Raw genomic sequence first — 23,087 nt, forward strand, 5'->3', positions numbered from 1 at the left:
ATCTTGAAAGGAGATAGCCATGTCCAGTATCGATCAATCCGGCAGCTTTACCCTTGGGGACCGCAAGGTCAAACGGCTTGGCTACGGCGCCATGCAGCTTGCAGGCCCCGGCGTCTTCGGCCCGCCAAAGGATCATGACACTGCGCTCGCGGTTCTGCGCGAAGCCATCGCCGCCGGCATCAACCATATCGATACCAGCGATTTCTACGGTCCGCATGTGACCAATCAGCTGATCCGGGAAGCGCTCCATCCCTATCGCGGCGATCTCGTCATCGTCACCAAGATCGGCGCGCGGCGCGGCGCGGATGCCTCCTGGCTGCCGGCTTTTTCCCGGGAAGAACTGACACAGGCGGTGCATGACAATTTGCGCAACCTGGGACTGGACGTGCTCGATGTCGTCAATATCCGCATCATGTTCGATGTACATGGTCCGGCCGAAGGGTCGATCGAAGCACCCCTGACAATCCTGGCCGATCTCAAGCGGCAGGGCCTGGTGCGTCACATCGGGCTCAGCAACGTCACAGCCAACCAGATCGCCGAGGGTCGCCGGATCACCGAGATCGTCTGCGTCCAGAACCAATATAATCTCGCCCATCGCGCGGACGATGCCCTGATCGACACGCTTGCCCGCGAAGGCACCGCCTATGTGCCCTTCTTCCCGCTCGGCGGATTTTCGCCGCTTCAGTCCTCGGCGCTCTCCGATGTCGCCGCGCGTCTGGAGGCGACGCCGATGCAGGTGGCGCTCGCCTGGCTCTTGCAGCGCGCACCGAATATTCTGCTCATTCCGGGCACATCGTCGCTTGCTCACCTCAGGCAGAACATCGCGGCGGCCGAGCTGAAGCTGCCGGAAGATGCGATCGCCGAACTCGATCGCATCGCCGGCGCCAACCACGCCTGACGCGCCCCCTCACCGATCCGAGACGGTTCGAGCAGGCAGCTCGAGCCGTCTCTCTATTCCGATATTCTCGAGAAACACCTCATCGTGGCTGACGACCAGAAGCGCGCCGTCATAGGCTCGCAACCCGGCCTCGACCGCCGCGATGGAATCGATATCCAGATGGTTGGTCGGCTCATCGAGGATCAGCAGAGATGGCGGCACCGAGCCGCCGAGCACGCAGGCAAGCCCGGCGCGCAAAAGCTGGCCGCCGCTGAGGCTGGAGACGATCTGCAGCGCGGCATCGGCCCGAAACATGAAGCGCGCCAAAGCCGCCCGGCAGGCATTCTCGTCAGCCTCCGGGTTGATCCTTCGGAAATTATCGCGAATCGACGGCGATGGATCGAGAAGGCTGACCCTTTGGTCCAGCAGAGCGGAGTGGACGACCCGCACCGTGCCGCTCCACGGTTCCAGCGCACCTGATATCAAGGCCAGCAACGTCGTCTTACCCGAGCCGTTCGGCCCGGTGACGGCAACGCGTTCCGGCCCGGTAATAGCGAAATCGAAATCGCGCAGAATCGGCCGTTCCGGCTCATAACCGGCGGTGATGCCCTCCATCTTGAGGACGATCCTGTTTGACGGCAGCTCAGATGTCGGCAGTTTCACGGTCAGGGGCTGCAGGATCTCGATCTTCCCGCGCGCGGCAGCGGCATCCTGCAGAGCCTGGGCGCGGCGGCGTTCGGCGAGGCGCTTATTCTCCGCGCTTGTCATCTCGGCCCGCTCCTTCAAGCCGCCGAGCATGATGCGCGGAATACCGCCCTTGGCCGCCATCTTCCGGCCGACCTTGTCCCGCCTTGCCTGCCGTTCGACGGCGGTCTGGGCGCTTCTCTCCACTTCGGCGACACGCTTCTCCGCTTCGGCGAAATCATGTTCGGCGGCGGAGAGCTCCAGCGCCTTGCGTTCGCGATACTGGCTCCAATTGCCGCCATAGCGCGATGCACCGAGCGATGTCAGTTCGACGATCGCATCCATAGTGTCGAGCAATTCGCGATCGTGGCTGATGACGATGGCGCCTGCCCTCCAGCCGGCAAGCAGATCGATGACAGCTGCGCGACCGTCCCTATCGAGATTGTTGGTGGGTTCGTCGAGGATCAGGAAATCGGGATCGTCGACGATGAGGGCAGCAAGTCCGCAGCGCGTGCGCTGTCCTCCCGACAGTGTCACGAGAGGTGTTTCCGGGGTGACGTCGAGGCCGACACGATCAAGAGCTGCGGCGATGCGCGCCTCGAGCGTCCAGTCAGCCGAGGCGAGCTCTTCATTCGTCGCCTCACCGGCTTCCGCCCGCTTCAGGACGGCAAGGGCTTCGCTCGCACTGAAGAGATCGGCAACGGTTTCGTCCGCCTCCACCTGCACGTTCTGGCGCAAAATCCCCAATCGACCGCTGAAGAAGATGCTGCCGGATTGCGGCTGCAGCTCGCCGGAGACGAGCTTGATCAGCGTCGTCTTGCCGACGCCGTTGCGTCCGACAAGGCCGGTGCGTTCGGCACCGAAGCTGAGATCGAGATGGGAAAGGAGCGGCCGGCCGTCAGGCGTGGACCACGAAAGATTGGATAGAACGATGGATATGGGCATGAGCAAGAATGTCCTCGATGGCAAGGCTGAACGGCATTGCGGTCGAGATGGAATCCATTGCTGCACACATCCTGTTGGTATTGCGGATGCCCATAAACTAGGCGACCGGCAGCTTCAGTTCAAGGCCGGCGCGCAAAGTCAGGAGCAAGTTCAACCCTTGGCGTCGATGGCATCAAGGAAATCGATGACACGCTTCCAGGTGAGATCGGCGGCCTGGGCGTTATAATCTGGCAGGCTGGCATCGGTGTAGAGGTGGCCGCCCCCACCCGGATACGGGAAGATCTCCGCCGCGACGCCGGACTTGGTGACGGCCTGCCGCCAGCTTGCAACCTCTTCCTCTGGTTCGAACGGATCGGGATCGGCCAGATGAAGCTGTAACGGTAGGCCCTTGCGGGCATTGTCGGCGATGGAGGCAATGCCATGCAGGAAAAGGATGCCGGCGGTCTTCTCCCGCTTCGGCCAGAGGCTTGCAGCGACGGCGGCGCCCATCGAGAAACCTGCAAGCACGGTCGAGGCGGGTAAACCGGCCAGCGCCCATTCTGCGCGCTCGCAGATCGTCGGCCAGCCGATCTCCTCCTTGAACTCAAAGCCCTCATCGATCGATCGGGCGATCAGCCCATCATAGAGATCCGGCGCGAAAGCCTTGTGCCCCGCGGCCTGCACGCGCTCCACCGCCTCATGCTCAAGCGAGCGCAAGCCGTAGACAGAGTGGAAGAAGATCACCGTTGCCATCGCCGAATCCCTGCTGTCGGATCACATGAACATAAGACAGTTGCCACCGGAGGCAACTTGCCCGGGTATGATCCATTGCGAAAGCACGGTCATAAACGAAAAAACCCGGTGTTGGCCTTGGGCCGAACACCGGGAAAGAGGCAGGGCTTATTGGCTATCACCCTGCGGGGAAACTTTTGTCCGATATCAGCCGCGAAAGCTGAAGGCGGAGGGGCGCGTGCAGCGACGCGCGGAATTGGTCAGATGGCTGGACGGATCCTCGAAGAAGGTCGAGGTGGTCAGCGCAGCGTCGAGATCCTGCCTTGTCAGGCCGATGTCCCACAGCTGAGCATCGTTCAGCTCATTGAGATAGTGGATTTCCCGACGATTTCGGATTGCGCGCCAGATGGATGCCACATTGACAAAAGCAAGCATCATGCGTGCCGTCAGTGACAGCGATGGCGTTGCAGGGCCGAGGTCAAGGGTCCGATCTATCGTGCGCATTTCCATGGTCCTTTCCTTGGGGCACACGCCGGCAGAGCCCCTTTCCGATGATCCGGAAAAGGGGCGCAGGCCGGGAGGAGTTCGACAAGAGTTCTGTTCGATTGGTATGCTGAATTGCATTCAGAAGATGCCAAAGCCCTATTGATCAGTCCAACGAATGTTTCTAATGATAACTATCAAACTCCTTTATAGGTGAACTCATGTCCGCGCCGCTTGATATCGATCAGTTGCAGACCTTCATCGCCATCGTGGATTCCGGCAGTTTCACCAAGGCGGCCGACCGGGTGTTCAAGACGCAATCGGCCGTTTCCATGCAGATGCGACGGCTGGAAGAGCGCGTCGGCAAGCAGCTTTTCATCAAGGACGGGCGCGGCAACCGCCTGACGGCCGAGGGCGAAAAGCTGCTGAACTACGCCCGCCGCATCATTCGCCTGAACAATGAGGCGATGGCCGCTTTCGACGACAATCGTCTCGAAGGCACGCTGCGCATCGGCACGCCGGACGATTACGCCGACCGCTATATGCCGGAGATCATCGGCCGCTTCGCCAAGACGCATCCGAATGTCGAGCTCTATATCGTCTGCGAACCTTCGGTCGATCTCGCCGAGCGCATGCATCGCGGTGAACTCGACATCGCACTGGTTACCCATAATCCGCGCGAACGCATGTCCGATGTGGTTCGAACGGAGCCGCTCTGCTGGGTCGGCTCGGCCAATCACCCGCTGCGCGACGATGCGCCCATTCCGCTCGCCGTCGGGCGGCGCGACTGCCAGTGGCGCCAGCTTGCCTGCTCGGCTCTCGATGCCGGCGGCCGCGACTATCAGATCCTGTTCACCAGCTGGTCCTGCACCGTCGTTGCCGCAGCCGTGCTCGCCGGGATGGCGGTTTCGGTCATGCCGGAATCGGCGCTCAGGACTGGCATGAAGGTGCTGACTCAGGCTGATGGCTTCCCGCCGCTGCCGCCAGTGCAGATCGGCATCATGAAACGTCCTGGGCTTTCCGTTTCATTGATGAACGCGATCACCGCCCATATCTCGGCCTGCCTGGACAACATCACGCCAGCTGCGGTCGACGATGACCTCGATGGCGAGGTGAAGACCTATACGCGCTTCTATCCGCGGCTGCGCGCCGGGCATATTCTGCCGGGTTGGTGATCTCAGCGCTCACCAACCAATCACTTTCGGTCACGATTACAGTGCCGGCTCCGCCAGCAAAGTAGTGCGGATCACCTGTTTCCATTCATGGAGCATGCGCACGGCCATCTCATTGTCGCTCATGATGGCAAAGCGGACGGATGCGCCGATCAGATGGCTGAAGAGCTGAGTGCGCGCCGTCAAGTCGATGCGGCTTTCGGCCGGCAGGAAAGGCAGAATACTCTCAAGGAAAATTTCGGCGACACGATTGCTGTGCGCGATGTTGAGCTTCAGGATATCCCTGTCGATATCCGTGCCGAGCCAGACGCCGAGATATGCGGGATCGCTGCGGAATTCGTGGTAGTACCAATCGATCATGCCGCAGACGAGGTCGATGGCATGATCCAGCGATGTTACGGTCGCAAAGGCTTCCCCGACCTTTTGCTGGATCAGCCGGGAGTGCCGATCAAGCAGCGCTCCGACGATCGCGGCCTTATCCGGAAAATATTGGTAGACTGAACCGATCGGAATTCCCGCGACCGCGGCAAGTTCGGTCATCTTCATCGCACTGACGCCCTTTTCGGCGATCAGCCTGGCTGCGACCGACAGGATGGCGTCGACGCGTTGAATGCTTCGCTCCTGCTGCGGCCTTTTGCGGAACGTGACGCGGTCAGGCCTGTCCGGATTCATTCTTTCCCCGTTTCATTTTCATACTCAACGACGCTGGACACGGCAGAGGCTATGACACCAGACGCGTTCAATGCGCGTAAACGGGAAAAGTCCAATTTTAATCATCACTTAGGTGCCATCGCTATTATGAAAATCGAGGCCGGAACATGGTTTCGACCTCGGTAATCCGCGGATGGCTGGCAAGCCGCTATCAATGACTTGCGTCGTTACGATACATATTTCTTCAGAAAATCGACCGTCCTGCCCCAAGCGAGATCGGCCGCCTTCCTGTCGTAGCGCGCGGCCGAAGTGTCATTGTTGAAGGCATGGTTGACGCCGTCATAGACGAAGATCTCGAAGGTCTTGCCGCCCGCCTGCAGCTCCTTGCGATAGGCATCGATACCGGCATTGATGCGATCGTCGAGGCCGGCATAATGCAAGAGCAGAGCGGCCCTGATCTTGGGCACATCGCTTGCCGGCGGCTGTGCGCCGTAATAGGCGACGCCTGCCTTCAGCTCAGGCGAGATTGTCGCGAAACGATTGACGAGACCACCGCCCCAGCAGAAGCCGACAGCGCCGACCTTGCCATTGGCGCCATCGGCCTTGGCGAGATAGGCGAGACTCGCTTCGGCATTGGCGGCCGTCAGCGTTGGATCGAGATTGGTGAACATGTCGCGTGCCTTGTCTTCATCCTCCGGCGTGCCGCCGAGCGGAGAGAGGAAATCCGGCGCCAGCGCCACGAAACCTTCCAGCGCCACACGGCGGGCCACATCGCGGATATGCGGATTGAGACCGCGATTCTCATGGATGACGATGACGCCACCGAGCTTGCCGGCCGCATCTTTCGGACGAACGAGATAGCCTTTCATTTCGCCCTTGCTGCCGGCAAAAGTCACATCCTTCGCCTCCAGCCTGCCGTCATTGGCGGCAATGACCTCGGCGCTCGCCTTGTTGGCGGCAAGCAGCGGCGCAATCGCGGCGGCGGTCCCGGCAGAACCCGCAAGCTTGGTCAGCTTTTCCATGAAACCCCGACGATCGAGCGTCAGATGCGTGTACTCGTCATAGGCGTTGATCATCGCCTGCGTCACGACCGGCTTTTCCGTGCTCATAGTCCTCTTCTCCCTGTTTCCCCGGCAGCCGACGCGAAGCGGCCAGCCACTCGTTGACAAGATAGGTCAGCGGATGGCGACGTGAGGGTAAGGTAAAACACAAATGCGTTATCGCAGGTTGTTACCGCGACGACACGCGCGGTGTCAGGAGAAGGCAAGCCAGATAGCGAGCCAGACCCACATGCCGACGAGCGCCGCAAAGCCAAGAGCAAAGAGCGGGCTGCGATAACGCAGGTCGTTGCTGGTCACATGCACGAAGGCATGAGCGTAGCGCGTGGCGACGAAGATCCAGGCGAGGATCACGGCCGGCAAATTATCGGCCTGAGTGGTGTAAAGGAGGATGCAGCAGACGTGGAAGAGCAAGGGAAGCTCGAACTGATTGGCGAGACTGTTTCGCACCACCAGACTTTCGGCCGGCTCATTGGCGGAATGGTTCTCACGAAAGTTCACAGGCTGTATCCGGCCGGCCTTGACGAGAACGCGACGACGCCATCCGAGGAGAGCATAGAGGATGAAGACCAATACCGCATGCGCCACCATGGGCCAAAACATTTCATAGCCGGTCACGCCGCCAACTCCTTTGGAATTTCCGAAAGCCGATAGGGACAATCAGGACGGCCGCGTGCCGTCCGGCGACAGGTAACGAAAAATCGCGAAGCGGGCCAGTAGAATAACCGTCACCACCAGCGTCAGGAATTTCAGCCTGACGAGAACAGGCAGTACGCTTGCAAGAAGCGCCACAGTCTCGTCCGATGGCATCGCAGGGGGATAAAGCAGGAGGCCGGCGATATTCTCGGCATAGTCGACGGCCGCATAAAAGATCGGCAGATAGAAAATGACAGTGGCCGCGCCTGGTGGAATCGGTCGGCCGAAAAAGAAACCGCTGGGGCCGATCAGCCGCAGCAGGCAGAACAAAAGGCCGCCCAGTACCAGTGGAAAGATCAGCTCCGGCCCGAGATACATGGAATGCAGGATGGCGGCCGGATCGGGATGATCCCTGAGATAGCGCAGCATGGCGATGACATCGTCGCGCTCATAACCGCCGACGCGTGCGTCGAGCATCTGCTGGCCGGCTGCGGCATCGCTGAATGCCCTGACGAAGCCGGCATAGATCCAGGCGAAGAGTGCCAGCGAAAGAGCCGCGAGGACCGCCGCCAGGCCCTCTACAGCGCCGCGTGTCATATGTGACACGCAAAGGTCGCTGCAGCACTTTTAATCTGCTGCATAATTTTATCCTTAAATCGATCACGATTTAAGGAATTATGCAGTAAAGACCTGGCATCATCCCGAGCGCGATCTGCCATCAATCAGCCGCCTGCGCCCGGATAGTTCGGGCTTTCGCGGGTGATCGTGACATCGTGGGCGTGGCTTTCGCGCAAGCCCGCGCCGGAGATGCGCACGAAGGTGGCGCGTTCCTGGAAATCCTTGAGATCGGCGCCGCCAACATAGCCCATGGCTGCCTTGAGGCCGCCTGCAAGCTGATGCAGCACACCAGAGACCGGCCCCTTATAGGGAACCTGGCCTTCGATGCCTTCCGGCACGAGCTTCAGCGTGTCGCGAACCTCGGCCTGGAAATAGCGGTCTGCCGAGCCGCGCGCCATGGCGCCGACGGAGCCCATGCCGCGATAGGCCTTGAAGGAACGGCCCTGGTAGAGATAGACCTCGCCCGGGCTTTCATCCGTGCCAGCGAGCAGCGAGCCGATCATCGCGGCGGAAGCGCCGGCGGCGATCGCCTTTGCGAGGTCGCCGGAGAACTTGATGCCGCCATCGGCGATCACGGGGATGTTCTGATCCTGCGCGGCCTGAACGGCCGACATGATGGCGGCAAGCTGCGGCACGCCGACGCCGGCGACGATACGGGTCGTGCAGATGGAGCCGGGACCGATACCGACCTTGACGGCATCCGCGCCGGCATCGATCAGCGCGCGCGTGCCGTCATAGGTGGCGACATTGCCGGCCATGATGCGGACGGAGTTGGAAAGCTTCTTGACGCGGGTAACGGCATCGAGAACGCGCTGCGAATGACCATGTGCGGTATCGACGACCAGAAGGTCGACGCCGGCATCGATCAGGCGTTCGGCGCGCTCATAACCATCGTCGCCGACGCTGATCGCGGCAGCGGCGCGCAGGCGGCCCTGCGCATCCTTCGAAGCGTTCGGGTTGAGCTGCGACTTTTCGATGTCCTTGACGGTGATCAAACCGACCAGACGGCTGTCAGCGTCAACGACAAGCAGCTTTTCGATGCGGTGCTTGTGCAGCAGGCGCTTGGCTTCCTGCTGCTGAACGCTTTCCGTGACCGTGACCAGATTTTCGCGGGTCATCAGCTCGTAGATCTTCTGCGAGGGGTCGGAAGCGAAGCGGACGTCGCGGTTGGTGAGGATGCCCACCAGGCGATGCGACTTTTCGACGACCGGGATGCCGGAAATACCATGCGCCTTCATCAGGCTCAGCGCTTCGGCAAGCGTTGCGTCCGGGCCGATGGTGACCGGATTGATCACCATGCCGCTTTCGAACTTCTTGACCTGGCGGACCTCTTCGGCCTGCTGCACCGGCGTCAGGTTGCGGTGGATAACACCCATGCCGCCGGCCTGAGCCATGGCGATCGCCAGACGGCTTTCCGTCACCGTGTCCATGGCGGCAGAGAGGATCGGCAGGTTAAGCTCGATGTCCTGGGCGATGCGGGTGGCGATATTCGTCTGGCCGGGCATGACCTCGGAGTGTCCCGGCTGCAGGAGCACGTCGTCGAATGTGAGGGCATCCAACCCGGTTGACGTTTCAATAATGCGTGCCATGGCCAATTCCTTCGTCTGTGAAAACAGGAAAGCCCGGAACGAATCGTCTACCGGGCGATCTTGCAAGTGTTGCTTGGAAGTTGGCGAGGGCTGGTAACACGTCTATGACAGGAAGGGAATAGCAAAAAGCGCGGGGCAGATATGCCAAGCCGTGGCTTCAATGCGGGATTCGGCTGCGGTGTTCAGAGATTTCCATGCGGGCGTTGTCAAACACAGGCGAAAGTCCTCGTCATCGTCGGTCGCTTTCGGCGGGAGCAGCAATTGCGAGCAGTCTATTCCGGAAGAGTGCGCCATGACATAAGGTATCACGGTCGATTGGACGCAGGATTCCTGGTGCCTGCTTGTGACCTAAAGAAATGATCTTTCAATGCTCAAAAGCCCGGTTACGTGCGAAGTTCGCTACCGCATCGATCATCGCAGAATTTCGGAATTCGAAGCTTACAGCCGGATTTGGATTGAGCTCATCGAACGCCATGGCGGAACACATCACGGCTATTTCCTACCCCGGGACAAGCCGGCAGAGGCCGGAGTGAGCTTCCCGGGCATAAGTGAAGAAGGCCCCGGCGACATAGCGGTCGCACTATTCACATTTCCGGATGAGACAACCTACCTGCAATACCGCGAGCGTGTTGCAGCCGATCCGGACGGAATTGCCGCAAACGAACGCTTCGGAAAGAATCCGCCATTCATCAGCTACGAGCGAACTTTCCTGCGGCCGGTGCTACCGGCAAAGACTTAGACAGAGGTGACACTCATGGATTTCTGGATAGCAAGCGTTGCAGGATTAGCGATCGCCTATCTCTTGGGCTCCATACCCACGGGCTATCTGGCAGGGAGACTGCTCAAGGGCGTTGATATTCGGGAACTCGGCTCCAAGTCCACCGGCGCAACGAACGTATTGCGGACCCTTGGGAAATGGCCGGCCTTGGTGGTGCTCCTGGTCGATGTGCTGAAAGGTGCCGCGGCAATCGTCTTTGCCCGTTGGTTCTATCCCTGGCTCTATACGCTGCCGACCATGCTTGGTCCGCAGAGCCAGCAAAGCTTGGTTCCATGGGCTGTTTGTTTGGCAGGACTTGCCGCATTGCTGGGGCATAGCCGCCCGATATGGCTGAATTTTAGAGGCGGCAAATCCGTCGCAACGGGACTTGGCCTGTTGCTGGCGATAGCCTGGCCGGTGGGATTGGGTGCAGTGACGGTTTTTGGCGTTGCGTTGGCTATTTTTCGGATTGTTTCTCTGGGATCAATCCTGGCAGCCTTGACTGCGATTGCCCTGGTCTGCTGCCTGGAGCAGCCATTGCCCTATCGGTTGCTGGTGATCGCCGGCAGCCTTTACGTGATAGTGCGCCATCGCACGAACATTCAGCGACTGCTTGTAGGAACGGAACCTCGTCTCGGGCGAAGTGCTGTGGTCCAAAACTGAAACGGGATCGCAGATCCAGCATGTGCGATCCGGTTCGCCATGATTGACTCATCTCAAACGTCGAACTGATAGCTTTTCGGAATATAGCGAAAACCTTCCGGCTGCTTCTCCACGAAGCCGACGGCGGGGAAAGGCATGTGGAAGCCGAGGAAGGGGATGCGGTCGGCGGCGATCATGTCGAAGATGCGGCGGCGTGTCTTTGCCGCCTGCGACTTGTCCAGATCAAAACGCACGTCCCAGTCCGGGCGGCCGAGCGACAGGACATAATGGTTGGCGGTGTCGCCGGTCATGACGAGCTGCCCGCCGCCGGATTCCAGATGGAAAACGGACGCTTCGACCAGGATTTTCGAAACAACTAAACTCTTGATCTATCCAGACGATCTCCTTCGTCCATGTAGCGCGTCGAACAGAACAAGGCTCAGGGTGACGGCGGCCAAATTGTAAAGCGTCGCGACTGCGAATGCCGCCCCGTAGCCACCGGCGGCCGGTACCGCTGAATTTGCCTCCACGCCGCTCTCGTCAATAATACCGAACAAGATGATGCCGACAATCGTCAGTCCGAACGCCGAACCCGTTGTCTGTATGGTGCTGAAGATGCCAGACGCCATTCCGACCTCCGAATCGGCAATGGTGCTCAGAACCATGTTGAGCAAAAGCGGAATGACAATTCCCTGCCCAAGCCCCTGCAGTATCACCGAGATAGTCAGGGTCGATGCCTCCCGACCAAGAAAGCCGTCAGCAACTGCGATTAGCAAGCCCAAACTGAAGATAGCCATGCCAAAGATTGGCGTCTGATGCCCCATCCTCTTGGCCAAGAAGGCCGACATCAGGGAGCCTGCGAAGAAAGCGATGGTGGAGGGCAGAAACAGCATCGCCGCCTGTAAAGGAGTCCTGCCGAGGCCGACCTGTAAAAAGATCGTCAGCGACAGCGAGAAAGAGCTGATCGCAGAGAAAAACAGAAACGATGCCAGCATACCGAAGGCAAAGCCGTCGTTCTTGAACAGCAACGGATCAATAATCGGGACACCTCCCCGCTGCGTCAAGCGGTTTTCATACACGATAAAGGTTGCGAACAAAGGCACAGATGACAACAGACCGATGATCGTCCACCAAGGCCAATGCTGCTCTCGCCCTATCATCGCTGGCAGGAGGATTGCCGTGAGGGCAGAGGCACCCAGGAATGCCCCGAACACATCAAGCCTCGCCGATACAGCTTCTCTGGTTTCAACGATGAACCACTTCCCGGCAATGATGGCGTAGGCGGCGACCGGCAGATTGACAAAAAAGATCAGGCGCCAGCCAAGGCCGCCAATATCGAGCGCCATCAAGCCACCGCCGAGCACTTGCGAGGCTACGCCGGCAGCACCCTGTACACTCCCCATTACGCCGAACGCCCAGCGGCGCTTCTCTCCGTCGAACAGCAATCGCAGCGACGCATAGACCTGCGGCATCAGCAGCGCCGCGCCAATGCCCTGCAATGCCCGCGCGGCGATCAGGTTCCAGGGTGATGAAGCGAGGCCACACAGTAAGGAGGCCCCCGCAAAGATGGCCATGCCATAAAGGAACAGCCGCCGTCGGCCGTAGAGATCGCCCAACCGGGCGCCATTGAGCAGCATCGCGCCATAGGAGACGCTGTAGGCCACCATGATCATCTGCAACTCGGCGTTCGAGGCGTGCAAGTCCCGTTGAATATTCGGGAGCGCCACGTTGACGATGAAGAGATCGAGGATGGTGACAAAGTTTCCTGTCAGCAACACTGCAAGCGATGAATTGGCTCCCGCCCAGCGAGGCTCTTTTCTTACCAACTTCATTTGTATCTCCGGCTGAAAGGGAAGCAGGGTTGCGCCTTCCCGTAGGAGAAACGATATCTGGTCTTGAATATTGATCAATAACGGGAAAAAGACTTTCATTAACGACAATATGTCTTTAATGGGTGTCGCTATGGATAGCTTCAGCAGTCTTGCTGCCTTCGTTCACGCTGCCGAGCAACGCAGCTATGTGGCGGCGGCTCGCGTCGCCGGCCTTTCGCCATCGGCCATCGGCAAGGCCATTGCACGCCTCGAAGCCAGGCTTGGCGTCAGGCTGTTCAACAGGACAACGCGCAACATCAGCCTGACAGAGGAAGGTTCAGCGTTCTACGAGCGCTGCAAGCGTATCATCGATGACCTCGAAGATGCGGAGACTAGCCTTATAGAAAGCCGGAAGCGCCCAAAAGGGCGCCTGCGCATCAGTGTCCCGCACATCGTCGGTCATCACCTCTTGATGCCCCTGCTGCCGGCCTTCGTCGCACGGTATCCCGAGATCGAGCTGGATATCGACTTTGAAGACCACGTCACCGACCTGGTGAGTGAAGGGGTGGATGTCGCTGTTCGTAGCGGCGAACTTGCCGATACCCGCTTGATTGCCCGACATCTCGGGGAGCAGCATTTTGTTGTTTGCGGAAGCCCTGCCTATTTCGATCGCCACATTCTTCCGACGACGCCGGCCGACCTTGCTTTACATGCGTGCATCCATTTTAAATATCCCACAAGCGGCCGGCTGGCGCCCTGGGCCTTTGCTCCTTCAAGCGAAAAGCTGATCTTGCCCAGGAGCCTGATCTTTAACAATACAGACGCGAGCTTACGGGCGGCGTTGGACGGCTTGGGGATCGCTCACCTGCCCATCTATGTCGCGGCGGCTCACATCCGCGCAAGATTGCTTGTTCCCGTGCTCACCTCACATATGGTCCCGTTTGGCTCTTTGTCGCTCGTCTGGCCGTCCAATCGCCAACTGTCCCCAAAGGTCCGGGCATTTGTGGACTTCGTGGCCGAGCATCTCGCAGCACGACCGAATGCTTTCGAAGCAGCGGCGGAGCTGAAGCGAAACTCCTAAGGTCAGCGATAAGCTATCCATAATTAGACGTCGGGAACGATTCTGTCGCGAACTTGCTCTCGAAAACTCGATTTGAGCCACCGACTTTCGCGGCAGAAGCCATCCGCATTTTTGTCGCTGATCAGCCTTGCGATCTCACTTTGAAAACAGACCTCAATCTTCCTTGAGTTCGCCCTCAAACGTCGAACTGATAGCTTTTCGGAATATAGCGAAAACCTTCCGGCTGCTTCTCCACGAAGCCGACGGCGGGGAAAGGCATGTGGAAGCCGAGGAAGGGGATGCGGTCGGCGGCGATCATGTCGAAGATGCGGCGGCGTGTCTTTGCCGCCTGCGGCTTGTCCAGATCAAAACGCACGTCCCAGTCCGGGCGGCCGAGCGACAGGACATAGTGGTTGGCGGTGTCGCCGGTCATGACGAGCTGCCTGCCGTCGGATTCCAGATGGAAAACGAGATGGCCGGGCGTGTGGCCGGGCGCCAGCATGGCGGTCATGCCGCTGACGATCTGGTCGCCATCCCTAAGGAAGGTCATCTTCTCGGCGAAGGGCACGACATTGGCAAGCACAGCCTTATGCCCGCCTTCCGCCGGCGTTCCCTCGCGCGCCTTGTCGGTCCAGAACCCATACTCGATCTCGCCGGCAACGTAGCGAGCGTTTGGAAAGGCCGGGCCATCCTCCTCCATCAATCCGTTGATATGATCGCCGTGCAGATGCGTCAGCGCAACGACGGTAACCTGTTCCGGCCTGTAGCCGACGGCCTTCAGCCCCTCGCGAAAGCGACCGAGGCCACGCGCGCGTCCAGCCGCACCAAAGCCGGTATCGACGACGATCACGTCGGAGCCGGTATCGATGATGGCGGGCGCATAGCTGTTCACAAGCTTTTCCGTCGGCAGGAAATTCTGCTCCAGCAGCTTGCGAACCGTATCGGGCGTCTGGTTTGTGCCGAAAGTCTCCCAGGGATTGTCCATGATGCTGGCGCCGTCCTTGACGACAGTGATGGTACAGGATCCCAATTTGAACTGATGCGTGTCTGGGGGCGGGACGGCAGTCATGATTTTCACTCCTTCTGCTGATGCGCGGCGTAAGCCACGCCTATCGCCGCCGCCGGCAGCAACGGTTCGGGAGATCATTCTGTCCGGCCAAAATTTTCGTCATGACAAGACAATCCAATTCCGCTAATACACCGACGACGTTTTATGCGTTTAGCATTTACATGCTCTCAGCATATGTCAAATCCTGCGTTCCGCGGCATGCGACGGCGGCTATCACGAAGACGTGACCCCAAGCATTCATGGAGCAATATCCGGGATTGGCAGCAGCCTCGCATAGGACTACAGAGCGGCTGATCGCACTACAGCACCGCGCGTCGCATGTGAGGCGCCAGGCGCTGTAGCACCTTCAATCTGCTGCATAATTCCTTAAATCGATTCCGATTTTAAGGAATTATGCAGTGGGCGACAGCCTTCCCGAAGACAGACCCATCAAGGCAGATGCCTATGAATCGCATCGTTCCATTGATCCTCGCCGTCGCACTCTTCATGGAACAGATGGATTCCACCGTCATCGCGACAGCGCTGCCGGCCATCGCCAACGATCTCCATGTCGGGCCGATCACGCTGAAGCTGGCGCTGACCTCCTACATGGTGTCGCTCGCCGTGTTCATCCCGATCAGCGGCTGGATGGCGGATCGCTTCGGCGCGAAAAACATCTTCCGCATCGCAATCTGCGTCTTTGTCATCGGTTCCATCATGTGCGCCTTTTCGGGCGGCCTGCTCGAATTCGTCTTCGCCCGCTTCCTGCAGGGCGTCGGCGGGTCGATGATGACGCCGGTCGGGCGCCTCGTGCTGGTGCGCACCACGCAGAAAAGCGACCTGGTTTCCGCCATGGCACTGCTTTCGATTCCCGCGCTCGTCGGCCCGCTTGCCGGCCCGCCGCTTGGCGGCTTCATCACCACCTATGCCTCCTGGCACTGGATCTTCCTGATCAACGTGCCCGTCGGCGTCCTCGGCGTGATCTTGGCTTCAATCTTCCTGCCTGAGGTGAAAGCGACCAAGCCGCCGAAGCTCGATGTCATCGGCTTCCTTTTGACATCCTTCGCCGCATCCGGCGTCGTCTTCGGCATGTCCGTCATCAGCCTGCCGGCGCTGCCGCCTTATATCGGCATCTCCGCCATCGTCATCGGCTTTGTCTGCGGCGTTCTTTATGTCGGCCATGCCCGCCGCCACCCGGCACCGATCCTCGACCTGTCGCTGCTGAAGAATATCACCTTCCGCGCCTCGGTCACCGGCGGCACGCTGTTTCGCATCTGCATCGGCGCCATGCCCTTCCTGACACCCTTGATGCTGCAGCTCGGCTTCGGCCTCAATCCATTCCAATCCGGCCTAATCACTTTTGCCGGCGCGATCGGCGCGATTTCGACGAAGTTCATCGCACGCCGGGTCTTTACCGCTGTCGGCTTCAAGACGGCGCTGCTTTCGGCCGCTGCGATCACGACTATCACCACGATCTGCACCGGCTTTTTCCAGCCCTGGACGTCGCACCTCATCATCATCGGCATCTTGCTGATCGGCGGCTTCTCGCGCTCGTTCTTCTTCACCGGCGTCAATGCGCTTGCCTTTGCCGATATCAGCGACAGGCAGGCGAGCCAGGCAACATCGATGAGCTCCGTCATGCAGCAGATCAGCCTGGCGCTTGGCGTCGCCGTCGCCGCCATGATCCTGGAGGCCTCCACCTTCTTCAGCGGCACGCAACTGCAGGTGCGCGATTTCCATATCGCCTTCTTCTGCATCTCGGTGCTGACCGTGCTTGCAACCATCCCCTTCATCCGGATGGATCGCAGCGCCGGCGCCATGGTTTCCGGCCACAAGGCCGGCCTGAAGCGCGTCGCAACGCTGCAGCCGCAGGTGGAACAGACGGCCGCAAAGTGATGATGCGGCCCTTATCGTGCTTCAGCCAAGCGGCAGCGCAGCGAGGGTTTCGTCAGTTTAGCGATTGAGGATAGTCGGATCTAGCGATCGGCGACGGATTCCTCTTCTTCCCTCTCACCTTCCGGCTTGCGTCCCTTGAAGCCTTTCGCTAGCAGGAACATTTCCACCGACTCGGCTCTGGATGCGCCGGGCTTCACATGGATGACCTGACGGAAATTCTGCTTGAGGAAAGTCAGCAGATCGCGCTCCGTGCCGCCCTGGAAGGTCTTGGCAAGGAAATGTCCGCCTTCGGCCAGCACCTCGACGGCGAAATGCGCCGCCACTTCGCAGAGATGCATGGTCCGCAGATGGTCGGTGCGGTGATGGCCCGTCGTCGGCGCCGCCATATCGGATATCACGAGATCCGGCGTGCCGCCGACGGCATCGATCAGCCTTTGCGGCGCCGTCGAATCAAGGAAATCGAGCTGCAGGATGCTGACGCCGGGGATCGGCGCCATCTCAAGAAAATCAATGGCGGCGACGCGGATATCCTCTTCGGTCGATGCGGTCACCTTGGCCGCGATCTGCGACCAGCTGCCGGGTGCCGCACCCAGGTCGATGATGCGGCGCGCACCTTTCAGGATCTGATGCTTCTCGTCGATCTCCAGCAGCTTGAAAGCGGCGCGGGCGCGATAGCCTTCAAGCTGGGCGCGCTGCACATAGGGATCGTTGATATGGCGCTGCAGCCATTGCCGCGAGGAGGCCTTCAGTTTCTTCTTCTTGACGCGCTGGCCGAGCTTGCGGCCCGTCCGGTTGCCGGCGATAGTTGGCTTGGTCACGTCTGCGGCCCCTTCATATCCCTCGGTCGATGACCTCGGCGCGAGCGGCCTCGCCGCCACACGCCGTCGTCTGCCATCATGTCGGTCAGCAGTCCCTCGCGCAGGCCGCGGTCGGCAACGCGCATGCGCGGGCTCGGCCAGCGGCGGCGGATCGCCTCCAGAATGGCACAGCCGGCGAGGACCAGATCGGCGCGATCCGGCCCGATGCAGGGATTGGCGGCGCGGCCGGCAAAATCCCAGGACAAGAGCTTCGCCTGCATCGCGCTCACTTCGTCATCCGAAAGCCAGACGCCGTCGACCCGGCGACGATCGTAGCGCGGCAGATCGAGATGAACGCCGGCAAGCGTCGTCACCGTGCCGGAAGTCCCGATCAGATGGAAGTCGCCGCTGTCGCGTGCGGCACCCTGCACCGGCGGACAATCGAAACGCTCGAGCATACGCTGGACTTCGCACACCATCGTCTCGAACAGCTCCGGCGTCACGTCGCGTCCACCATGTCGCTCGGAGAGCGTCACGACGCCGACGGGCAGCGAAGTCCAATGAGTGATGTGATTGGCAAGCCGGCTGGAGCGATTCTCGCCGATGCGGATGACGGCAATCTCGGAAGAGCCGCCGCCGATATCGAACAGCACGACGGAGCGCGCCTCGGGTCCCACAAGCGACGAGCAGCCCGAGACGGCAAGCCGCGCCTCGGTCTCGCGGTCGATGATTTCGAGCTGCAATCCGGTCTCTTCGGTCACGCGCGCAAGGAATGCCTCGCCATTGTCAGCAGCGCGGCAGGCTTCGGTCGCGATCAACCTCATGCGGCGGATTTCGCGGGCCTTCAGCTTGGCCGCGCAGATGCGCAGCGCCTCCACAGCCCGATCCATGGCATCGCTCGAAAGGCGTCCGCTGGCGCCGAGCCCTTCCCCGAGGCGCACGATTCGGGAGAACGCGTCGACCACCCGGAACTGCCCCGGACGGGTCGGCTGCGCGATCAGCAGGCGGCAATTGTTGGTGCCGAGATCGAGGGCGGCATAGAGATCGAGCGGCCGGGAATCAGCCTCGGTAAAATGATGCTGCCCCTGGCCTTCGCGCCGCGGCGGCGATTGCCGGCTCTGGCGATGATCGTCATGGGCCGGAGCGTGGGCGTTTGCCGGCATGTTCGCGGGAGCGACGATCTGCGCCGTCTTCTCATGCGCCAATGGCCGGCCCTGCAGGCCGCGCTTGCTGCGGTGCTTGCGGCGATTCTTGCCGCTCTTGTGCGATGAGGGATGGCCGTGATCCGCTGCCGCACGGTGTTCCGGCGCGGATGAAAACTGCTGTTGTGTTTGGGAAGCGGATTGCGCGCCACCATGGGCTGCGCCGCGCGCACGGCGCCGACGCTTGCGTTTTCTGGCCGGCGAGCCGGCGTCATCCTCTGCTGGGCGTTGCGCCGCCTGGCTGGACTTGCCTGCCTGGCTGGCTTTCGCAGAATGAGCGTTCGGGCGGCCATGGCTGCGCTTACGCTTCGCACGCCGGGAGGATTTACCCTTCCTGCGCTCTGCTACCGACGCCCCGTCTGCCTGCGGCGCTAGGCCGCTGTCGGGGTCACTCACGTATCTTTTCCACCGCGCCGCGCAAGGCCCTAGGGCATGCTGCAGGCGCTCGTTCGATTTTCGTTGGGCAGAGAATACCAGCAGGATGGGTTTTCGCCAAATTCTTTTTGAATCGCGCCAATTTAGCCGCGCGCGGAACAGCTCTCAGGCGACCAGGTGTGCCCGGACATCAGCCGCAAGTTGCTGCATGCGATCGATCGGCGCATGGCCGATCAGCATGAAGGCATGGCTGGGGCTCGACCAGTAGACGACATTCATGCCCTTGCGATTTTCCATGTCCGGCGCGGCCGCACCCCTGGCGGATTGGACGATGCAAAGCGCCATGGGGCCGCTTTCCGGATCGAGATAGGCGATTTGGGCCAGCGGCTTGCTGTCGTAATTCAGGATTTGGGCGCGCTTGAATTCGACGCCCGGCATCGCCACGGCTTCCGGCGCCAAAGACAAGCCCAGCTTGGCACCGACCTCATTCAATTGCGCGACCTGTTGCATACGGTCGCCGGCCGGGGCGCTGAGCGTATCCGCCGTATAGAGCGAAAGATATTCCGCGACCACGGCACGCCACTCGGTCTCTTCATCCGGCTTCGAAAGCCGATGGCCAAGGCCGATCACGGCGCGGTCGACGGCAATGGCGGCGACGAAGCTCGCGGCAACAGCGGCCAGGAAACCACGGCGACCGATGCCGGAAGCCCGCGCCTTGCTCTCCTTTGCTGGAGGAATAGCCGCAAGCATGGCCTCCAGCTTCGCAGCCGGTGCCTCGGCAAGCATTGGCTCGAACGCTGCCCTGAAGGGCAGCGTGCTGCGGGACAGGAAGTCGAAACGCTCGGCAACACGCTCGTCGTCGGCGATCAATCGTTCGATCCGCTCGCGCTCGGCGGCATCCAGCTCGCCATCGATGAAGGCGGTGAGCTGCTCGTCCGAGGGCATCTGTCCTTTATCCAATTCACTCATTTCCATTCCCCAGTCGCCCACCTCCGGAAGATTTTCCGTCAGCCACCATCCCCATGCCATCAGCGAGTTTTGCCCGCGCCGCCGCCAGCCGGCTCATGACCGTTCCGATCGGCACCTCCAGAATCTCGGCCACTTCACGATAGGAAAGCCCCTCGACATAGGCGAGAAATACCGCGGTGCGCTGCGCCTCCGGCAATGCCTGCACGCGCTGCAATACCTGCCCAGCCAAAATATGCGTTTCGGTTTCCTGCGCGCCGTCGAAAACCAACGTTTCGTCGGCATCGACGAAGCCTTGCCCCATTCGCACACGGCGCGAGCGGACCTCGTTCAGCCATATCGAATGGAGGATGGCGAACAGCCAGCGATCGAGCCGTGTGCCCGATGTGAACTGAGCGGCCCGCTCCAGAGCCCTGACGCAGGTCGCCTGAACGAGATCGTCGGCCACGTCCCGCTGACGCGACAGCACTACGCCATAGCGCCATAGCCGCGTCAAATGCTGGGACAGGCCCGTCCTGATATCCTCTTCGCTCGCTATGACATCCTCCGCCGCATTCGCATGTCCGGAAGCCGCCGACCTTTTCGGCGGCCTCGCAACTGTCGGACTATAAGCAGAAATTGCGCTACGAGCGACCGGCATCACTCCCATATTTCTCGCAAAGCTCCCTGCTTACCGTCTTCATCGTTGACCCAGGCCCGCCGTTACAGGCTGGACGGATTCAGGATCGCGGCATGAAGATCGCGATATTCCTCGCAGCTCGTATTGCCGCAGAGCGTCTTGATCGTGCTCAGTTGGTCCTTGGCGAGATCCATCTGGCCCTTGATGACGTAGGCTTCACCGAGATACTCGCGAACCAGCGTGTACTTCGGGTCCATGGCGACGGACTTCTGGTAGTAGGAAATGCCCTCGTCCGTGCGTCCGAGCTTACGGGTGGCATAGCCGCGATAGTTCAGCGCCTCGGCCGTATTCGGGTTCTTCATCGTGTCCAGAACCGCCAGGGCTTCTTCGTAGCGATGATCCTTCTTGGCCAGCGAATAGGCATAGTCGGCGCGGTTTTCATCGGTGACGTTGGCGCTCTGCTGCTTGACGCATTTCTTCGCCTTCTGATCGTAGATCTCACCCTTCTTGCAGGTCGGCGTCGTGCTGGAATCGTCGCCGGCCGCAAAAACCGGAACGGCGAAAGCGCCGAGGGTCAGGCCTGCACCGAGGGCGATGGAAGCCAGGCGAAATGCTTTGGTCGTCATGAACTGTCTCCTTGGCAAAATGAACGTTGCGAGGAGAGAACACACCGTCCGGACATTTTATTCGGAGGGCGCGCGAATTTTTTTCTGATCATCCCTGGGGCCGAGCGCCGTCACTCTTTCGTGACTGTTCCGGCATCGAATAGACCGTCGCCATTGCGTGTTTCCACCACATGCCCCTCAAGGGCACAGGAGAAACCCGTGACCGATAGCATCAAACTTCTAAGCCTCGCCGTAGCAACACCCGACAACATCATCCCTCAAACGGAAGCCGCCGAGACGGCGAGCCGTCTGTTCTCGGATCGCTTTCAGGATTTCAAATATCTCGCCCGCGTGTTTGAGAGCACCGGCATTCGCCAGCGCCATCTGGCGCGGCCGCTTTCCTGGTTCGAACAGCCGCATGGCTGGCAGGACCGCATGGCCGCCTATGCGGAGGTGGCCTCCGAACTTTTCCGCCGGACAGCGACTGCGGCGCTGCAACGCGCCGGCCTTGAAGCCAGGGAGGTCGACTGCGTCGTCACGGCCTCGTCCACCGGGCTTGCAACGCCGAGCCTTGAGGCTCGGCTCGCCGGCGAGATGGGCTTCCGCGGCGATATCGAACGCGTGCCGATCTTCGGGCTCGGTTGCGCAGCCGGCGTATCCGGCCTTGCCGTCGCGACGAAGATGGCAAGAAGTCGGCCGGGCGCCGTCGTGCTCTTCATCGCGATCGAACTCTGCTCGCTCGCCTTCCGCCTGGACGAGCTGACGCGGCCCAACATCATTGCCACGGCGCTGTTCGGCGATGGAGCGGCGGCCTGCGTGCTGCGGGCCGGCGAAAGCGGCATCGCGGAGATCGAATCGACGGGCGAACATCTCTTTCCCGACAGCCTCGGCATCATGGGCTGGAAGATCGACGATACCGGCTTCGGCATCGTGCTGGAGCAATCGCTGCCGGTCTTTGCCGAAACACATCTGAGGGGTGCGGTTGCCGGCATTCTGGAGCGATCGCGGCTTTTGATCTCGGATATCGACCGCTTCATCTGCCATCCCGGCGGAGCCAAGGTGCTGATAGCGCTCGAAAAGGCGCTCGGCCTCCAAGAGGGATCGCTCGATATCGAGCGCGAGGTGATCGGCGACTATGGCAATATGTCCTCCCCCACCGTGCTCTTCGTGCTGGAGCGCATGATCGCGGCCGGACTTCCGTCCCGCTCGGCATTGCTCGCCATGGGTCCCGGCTTCTCGGCAAGCTGCATCACCTTGAAGAGGGCCGCCTGATGCTGTGGCTATCGATCGCGCTTCTGACCTTCGTGACGCTGCAGCGTCTGGCGGAACTCATCTATGCAAGGCACAATACCGCCGCCCTGCTTGCCCGCGGCGCCAGGGAATATGCCTCGGAACACTATCCCTTCATGGTGGCGCTGCATGCGGCCTGGCTGATCGGGCTTTGGTTGTTCGCCATCGGCCGGCCAATCGATCCCGGCTGGTTCCTGCTCTTCATGCTGTTGCAGGGACTGCGTATCTGGGTGCTGGCGACGTTGAAGGGACGATGGACGACGCGCATCATCATATTGCCGGGCGCCGCTCTCGTGACCAGCGGACCCTATCGCTTCCTCAGCCATCCGAACTATGCGATCGTCATCGGCGAGATCGCAGTACTGCCCCTCGCCTTCGGTTTGCCTGTCTTTGCCGCAATCTTTTCGCTGCTGAACGGCATCATTCTCGCCATCCGCATCCGCGCCGAAAACGCCTGCCTGAAACAGAGTGCGGCCTGACCCGCATTTTTCAATTGCGCCGCTGAAATTTGGCAGGCATTTTCGATGCTTAGATCGCGCGCCGGGCACTGGCATTCACTGCCTTTGAAGGTCGCGCGGCAATGCAATAGGCATGC

Annotated in this window: 23 protein-coding genes and 1 pseudogene; 8 read left to right on the top strand and 16 right to left on the bottom strand. The window is 60.6% G+C overall.

All coding sequences use genetic code 11. The features are described from left to right. Positions 1–19: 19 nt before the first annotated feature. Positions 20–898 (top strand): aldo/keto reductase family oxidoreductase, encoded by an 879-nt coding sequence (locus tag PH552_RS23655; RefSeq protein ID WP_112344374.1) that lies wholly within the window; start codon positions 20–22, stop codon positions 896–898. Between the two features lie 9 nt (positions 899–907). Here PH552_RS23655 and PH552_RS23660 read toward each other — a convergent pair whose 3' ends face one another. From PH552_RS23660 to PH552_RS23670, 3 genes are all read right to left on the bottom strand, one after another. Next, complete coding sequence (locus tag PH552_RS23660; RefSeq protein WP_112344418.1) at positions 908–2,506, bottom strand: ABC-F family ATP-binding cassette domain-containing protein; 1,599 nt, start codon at positions 2,504–2,506, stop codon at positions 908–910. A 150-nt stretch (positions 2,507–2,656) separates the two neighbouring features. After that, entirely contained in the window at positions 2,657–3,238 is a 582-nt protein-coding gene (locus tag PH552_RS23665) for a dienelactone hydrolase family protein (RefSeq protein WP_113250973.1), read from the bottom strand. A gap of 186 nt (positions 3,239–3,424) precedes the next feature. Further along, complete coding sequence (locus PH552_RS23670) at positions 3,425–3,727, bottom strand: DUF1127 domain-containing protein (RefSeq protein ID WP_483315504.1); 303 nt, start codon at positions 3,725–3,727, stop codon at positions 3,425–3,427. 194 nt (positions 3,728–3,921) lie between these two features. Between PH552_RS23670 and PH552_RS23675 the strand changes: the two genes are divergently transcribed. Then, positions 3,922–4,875, top strand: coding sequence for a LysR substrate-binding domain-containing protein (locus PH552_RS23675; RefSeq protein ID WP_112344372.1), 954 nt, complete (start codon positions 3,922–3,924; stop codon positions 4,873–4,875). Positions 4,876–4,911: 36 nt separating this feature from the next. Here PH552_RS23675 and PH552_RS23680 read toward each other — a convergent pair whose 3' ends face one another. The 5 genes from PH552_RS23680 to guaB all read right to left on the bottom strand — a co-directional run bounded on the left by PH552_RS23680 (position 4,912) and on the right by guaB (position 9,424). Continuing rightward, the gene (locus PH552_RS23680; protein ID WP_112344371.1) at positions 4,912–5,544 is read right to left on the bottom strand and encodes a TetR/AcrR family transcriptional regulator; all 633 of its coding nucleotides are present in this window, start codon (positions 5,542–5,544) and stop codon (positions 4,912–4,914) included. 206 nt (positions 5,545–5,750) lie between these two features. Beyond that, positions 5,751–6,632 carry a dienelactone hydrolase family protein gene (locus PH552_RS23685; protein ID WP_112344370.1) on the bottom strand — a complete coding sequence of 294 codons (882 nt, stop codon included), beginning with the start codon at positions 6,630–6,632 and terminating at the stop codon, positions 5,751–5,753. A 144-nt stretch (positions 6,633–6,776) separates the two neighbouring features. Beyond that, entirely contained in the window at positions 6,777–7,199 is a 423-nt protein-coding gene (locus PH552_RS23690) for an MAPEG family protein (RefSeq protein WP_112344369.1), read from the bottom strand. Between the two features lie 42 nt (positions 7,200–7,241). Further along, the gene (locus tag PH552_RS23695; RefSeq protein WP_112344368.1) at positions 7,242–7,814 is read right to left on the bottom strand and encodes a hypothetical protein; all 573 of its coding nucleotides are present in this window, start codon (positions 7,812–7,814) and stop codon (positions 7,242–7,244) included. A gap of 125 nt (positions 7,815–7,939) precedes the next feature. Beyond that, the gene (gene guaB, locus PH552_RS23700; protein WP_112344367.1) at positions 7,940–9,424 is read right to left on the bottom strand and encodes an IMP dehydrogenase; all 1,485 of its coding nucleotides are present in this window, start codon (positions 9,422–9,424) and stop codon (positions 7,940–7,942) included. A gap of 367 nt (positions 9,425–9,791) precedes the next feature. Here guaB and PH552_RS23705 point away from each other — a divergent pair, with 367 nt between their 5' ends. Together PH552_RS23705 and plsY are read left to right on the top strand one after the other, a co-directional pair. Then, the gene (locus PH552_RS23705; RefSeq protein ID WP_112344366.1) at positions 9,792–10,163 is read left to right on the top strand and encodes an NIPSNAP family protein; all 372 of its coding nucleotides are present in this window, start codon (positions 9,792–9,794) and stop codon (positions 10,161–10,163) included. Between the two features lie 15 nt (positions 10,164–10,178). Beyond that, a complete protein-coding gene (gene plsY / locus PH552_RS23710) occupies positions 10,179–10,844 on the top strand; it encodes a glycerol-3-phosphate 1-O-acyltransferase PlsY (RefSeq protein ID WP_112344365.1) in 666 nt (221 codons plus the stop codon). A gap of 53 nt (positions 10,845–10,897) precedes the next feature. Here the strand turns inward: plsY and PH552_RS23715 are convergent. Both PH552_RS23715 and PH552_RS23720 read right to left on the bottom strand, forming a co-directional pair. Then, positions 10,898–11,170: pseudogene (locus PH552_RS23715) on the bottom strand (MBL fold metallo-hydrolase); the annotation flags it as partial. A gap of 42 nt (positions 11,171–11,212) precedes the next feature. Further along, on the bottom strand, positions 11,213–12,754 hold the full coding sequence (locus tag PH552_RS23720; RefSeq protein ID WP_245430448.1) for an MFS transporter: 1,542 nt from the start codon (positions 12,752–12,754) through the stop codon (positions 11,213–11,215). Between the two features lie 31 nt (positions 12,755–12,785). Between PH552_RS23720 and PH552_RS23725 the strand changes: the two genes are divergently transcribed. Next, positions 12,786–13,715, top strand: coding sequence for a LysR family transcriptional regulator (locus PH552_RS23725; protein ID WP_112344415.1), 930 nt, complete (start codon positions 12,786–12,788; stop codon positions 13,713–13,715). Positions 13,716–13,890: 175 nt separating this feature from the next. Here the strand turns inward: PH552_RS23725 and PH552_RS23730 are convergent, their stop codons facing one another. Next, positions 13,891–14,763, bottom strand: coding sequence for an MBL fold metallo-hydrolase (locus PH552_RS23730; protein ID WP_112344364.1), 873 nt, complete (start codon positions 14,761–14,763; stop codon positions 13,891–13,893). 444 nt (positions 14,764–15,207) lie between these two features. Between PH552_RS23730 and PH552_RS23735 the strand changes: the two genes are divergently transcribed. After that, positions 15,208–16,638 carry an MFS transporter gene (locus PH552_RS23735; RefSeq protein WP_113250974.1) on the top strand — a complete coding sequence of 477 codons (1,431 nt, stop codon included), beginning with the start codon at positions 15,208–15,210 and terminating at the stop codon, positions 16,636–16,638. Positions 16,639–16,718: 80 nt separating this feature from the next. Here PH552_RS23735 and PH552_RS23740 read toward each other — a convergent pair whose 3' ends face one another. From PH552_RS23740 to PH552_RS23760, 5 genes are all read right to left on the bottom strand, one after another. Continuing rightward, a complete protein-coding gene (locus PH552_RS23740; RefSeq protein ID WP_112344362.1) occupies positions 16,719–17,456 on the bottom strand; it encodes an RlmE family RNA methyltransferase in 738 nt (245 codons plus the stop codon). Continuing rightward, a complete protein-coding gene (locus PH552_RS23745) occupies positions 17,453–19,033 on the bottom strand; it encodes a Ppx/GppA phosphatase family protein (protein WP_112344361.1) in 1,581 nt (526 codons plus the stop codon). Before PH552_RS23745 ends, PH552_RS23740 begins: the two co-directional genes overlap by 4 nt. 144 nt (positions 19,034–19,177) lie before the next feature. Beyond that, on the bottom strand, positions 19,178–19,981 hold the full coding sequence (locus PH552_RS23750; RefSeq protein WP_245430447.1) for an anti-sigma factor family protein: 804 nt from the start codon (positions 19,979–19,981) through the stop codon (positions 19,178–19,180). Then, positions 19,974–20,618, bottom strand: coding sequence for an RNA polymerase sigma factor (locus PH552_RS23755; RefSeq protein WP_112344413.1), 645 nt, complete (start codon positions 20,616–20,618; stop codon positions 19,974–19,976). Before PH552_RS23755 ends, PH552_RS23750 begins: the two co-directional genes overlap by 8 nt. Before the next feature lie 62 nt (positions 20,619–20,680). Then, entirely contained in the window at positions 20,681–21,223 is a 543-nt protein-coding gene (locus PH552_RS23760) for a tetratricopeptide repeat protein (protein WP_112344360.1), read from the bottom strand. Between the two features lie 198 nt (positions 21,224–21,421). Here PH552_RS23760 and PH552_RS23765 point away from each other — a divergent pair, with 198 nt between their 5' ends. Both PH552_RS23765 and PH552_RS23770 read left to right on the top strand, forming a co-directional pair. Beyond that, positions 21,422–22,474 (top strand): type III polyketide synthase, encoded by a 1,053-nt coding sequence (locus tag PH552_RS23765; RefSeq protein WP_112344359.1) that lies wholly within the window; start codon positions 21,422–21,424, stop codon positions 22,472–22,474. Further along, the gene (locus PH552_RS23770; protein ID WP_112344358.1) at positions 22,474–22,971 is read left to right on the top strand and encodes an isoprenylcysteine carboxyl methyltransferase family protein; all 498 of its coding nucleotides are present in this window, start codon (positions 22,474–22,476) and stop codon (positions 22,969–22,971) included. Before PH552_RS23765 ends, PH552_RS23770 begins: the two co-directional genes overlap by 1 nt. Positions 22,972–23,087: the final 116 nt, after the last annotated feature.

It is taken from the genome of Rhizobium aureum, from assembly GCF_030182495.1.
GTDB lineage: Bacteria > Pseudomonadota > Alphaproteobacteria > Rhizobiales > Rhizobiaceae > Rhizobium > Rhizobium tropici_C.

Excerpts from the sequence above, each read along its gene's own strand:
- PH552_RS23770 (WP_112344358.1), top strand. The coding sequence starts at position 22,474 with ATGCTGTGGCTATCGATCGCGCTTCTGACCTTCGTGACGCTGCAGCGT.
- PH552_RS23720 (WP_245430448.1), bottom strand. The coding sequence starts at position 12,754 with ATGAAAGTCTTTTTCCCGTTATTGATCAATATTCAAGACCAGATATCG.
- PH552_RS23730 (WP_112344364.1), bottom strand. The coding sequence starts at position 14,763 with ATGACTGCCGTCCCGCCCCCAGACACGCATCAGTTCAAATTGGGATCC.
- PH552_RS23655 (WP_112344374.1), top strand. The coding sequence starts at position 20 with ATGTCCAGTATCGATCAATCCGGCAGCTTTACCCTTGGGGACCGCAAG.
- PH552_RS23695 (WP_112344368.1), bottom strand. The coding sequence starts at position 7,814 with ATGACACGCGGCGCTGTAGAGGGCCTGGCGGCGGTCCTCGCGGCTCTT.
- PH552_RS23660 (WP_112344418.1), bottom strand. The coding sequence starts at position 2,506 with ATGCCCATATCCATCGTTCTATCCAATCTTTCGTGGTCCACGCCTGAC.
- plsY (WP_112344365.1), top strand. The coding sequence starts at position 10,179 with ATGGATTTCTGGATAGCAAGCGTTGCAGGATTAGCGATCGCCTATCTC.
- PH552_RS23665 (WP_113250973.1), bottom strand. The coding sequence starts at position 3,238 with ATGGCAACGGTGATCTTCTTCCACTCTGTCTACGGCTTGCGCTCGCTT.
- PH552_RS23705 (WP_112344366.1), top strand. The coding sequence starts at position 9,792 with ATGCTCAAAAGCCCGGTTACGTGCGAAGTTCGCTACCGCATCGATCAT.
- PH552_RS23685 (WP_112344370.1), bottom strand. The coding sequence starts at position 6,632 with ATGAGCACGGAAAAGCCGGTCGTGACGCAGGCGATGATCAACGCCTAT.
- PH552_RS23670 (WP_483315504.1), bottom strand. The coding sequence starts at position 3,727 with ATGGAAATGCGCACGATAGATCGGACCCTTGACCTCGGCCCTGCAACG.
- guaB (WP_112344367.1), bottom strand. The coding sequence starts at position 9,424 with ATGGCACGCATTATTGAAACGTCAACCGGGTTGGATGCCCTCACATTC.
- PH552_RS23725 (WP_112344415.1), top strand. The coding sequence starts at position 12,786 with ATGGATAGCTTCAGCAGTCTTGCTGCCTTCGTTCACGCTGCCGAGCAA.
- PH552_RS23750 (WP_245430447.1), bottom strand. The coding sequence starts at position 19,981 with ATGAGTGAATTGGATAAAGGACAGATGCCCTCGGACGAGCAGCTCACC.
- PH552_RS23680 (WP_112344371.1), bottom strand. The coding sequence starts at position 5,544 with ATGAATCCGGACAGGCCTGACCGCGTCACGTTCCGCAAAAGGCCGCAG.
- PH552_RS23760 (WP_112344360.1), bottom strand. The coding sequence starts at position 21,223 with ATGACGACCAAAGCATTTCGCCTGGCTTCCATCGCCCTCGGTGCAGGC.
- PH552_RS23755 (WP_112344413.1), bottom strand. The coding sequence starts at position 20,618 with ATGCCGGTCGCTCGTAGCGCAATTTCTGCTTATAGTCCGACAGTTGCG.
- PH552_RS23675 (WP_112344372.1), top strand. The coding sequence starts at position 3,922 with ATGTCCGCGCCGCTTGATATCGATCAGTTGCAGACCTTCATCGCCATC.
- PH552_RS23735 (WP_113250974.1), top strand. The coding sequence starts at position 15,208 with ATGAATCGCATCGTTCCATTGATCCTCGCCGTCGCACTCTTCATGGAA.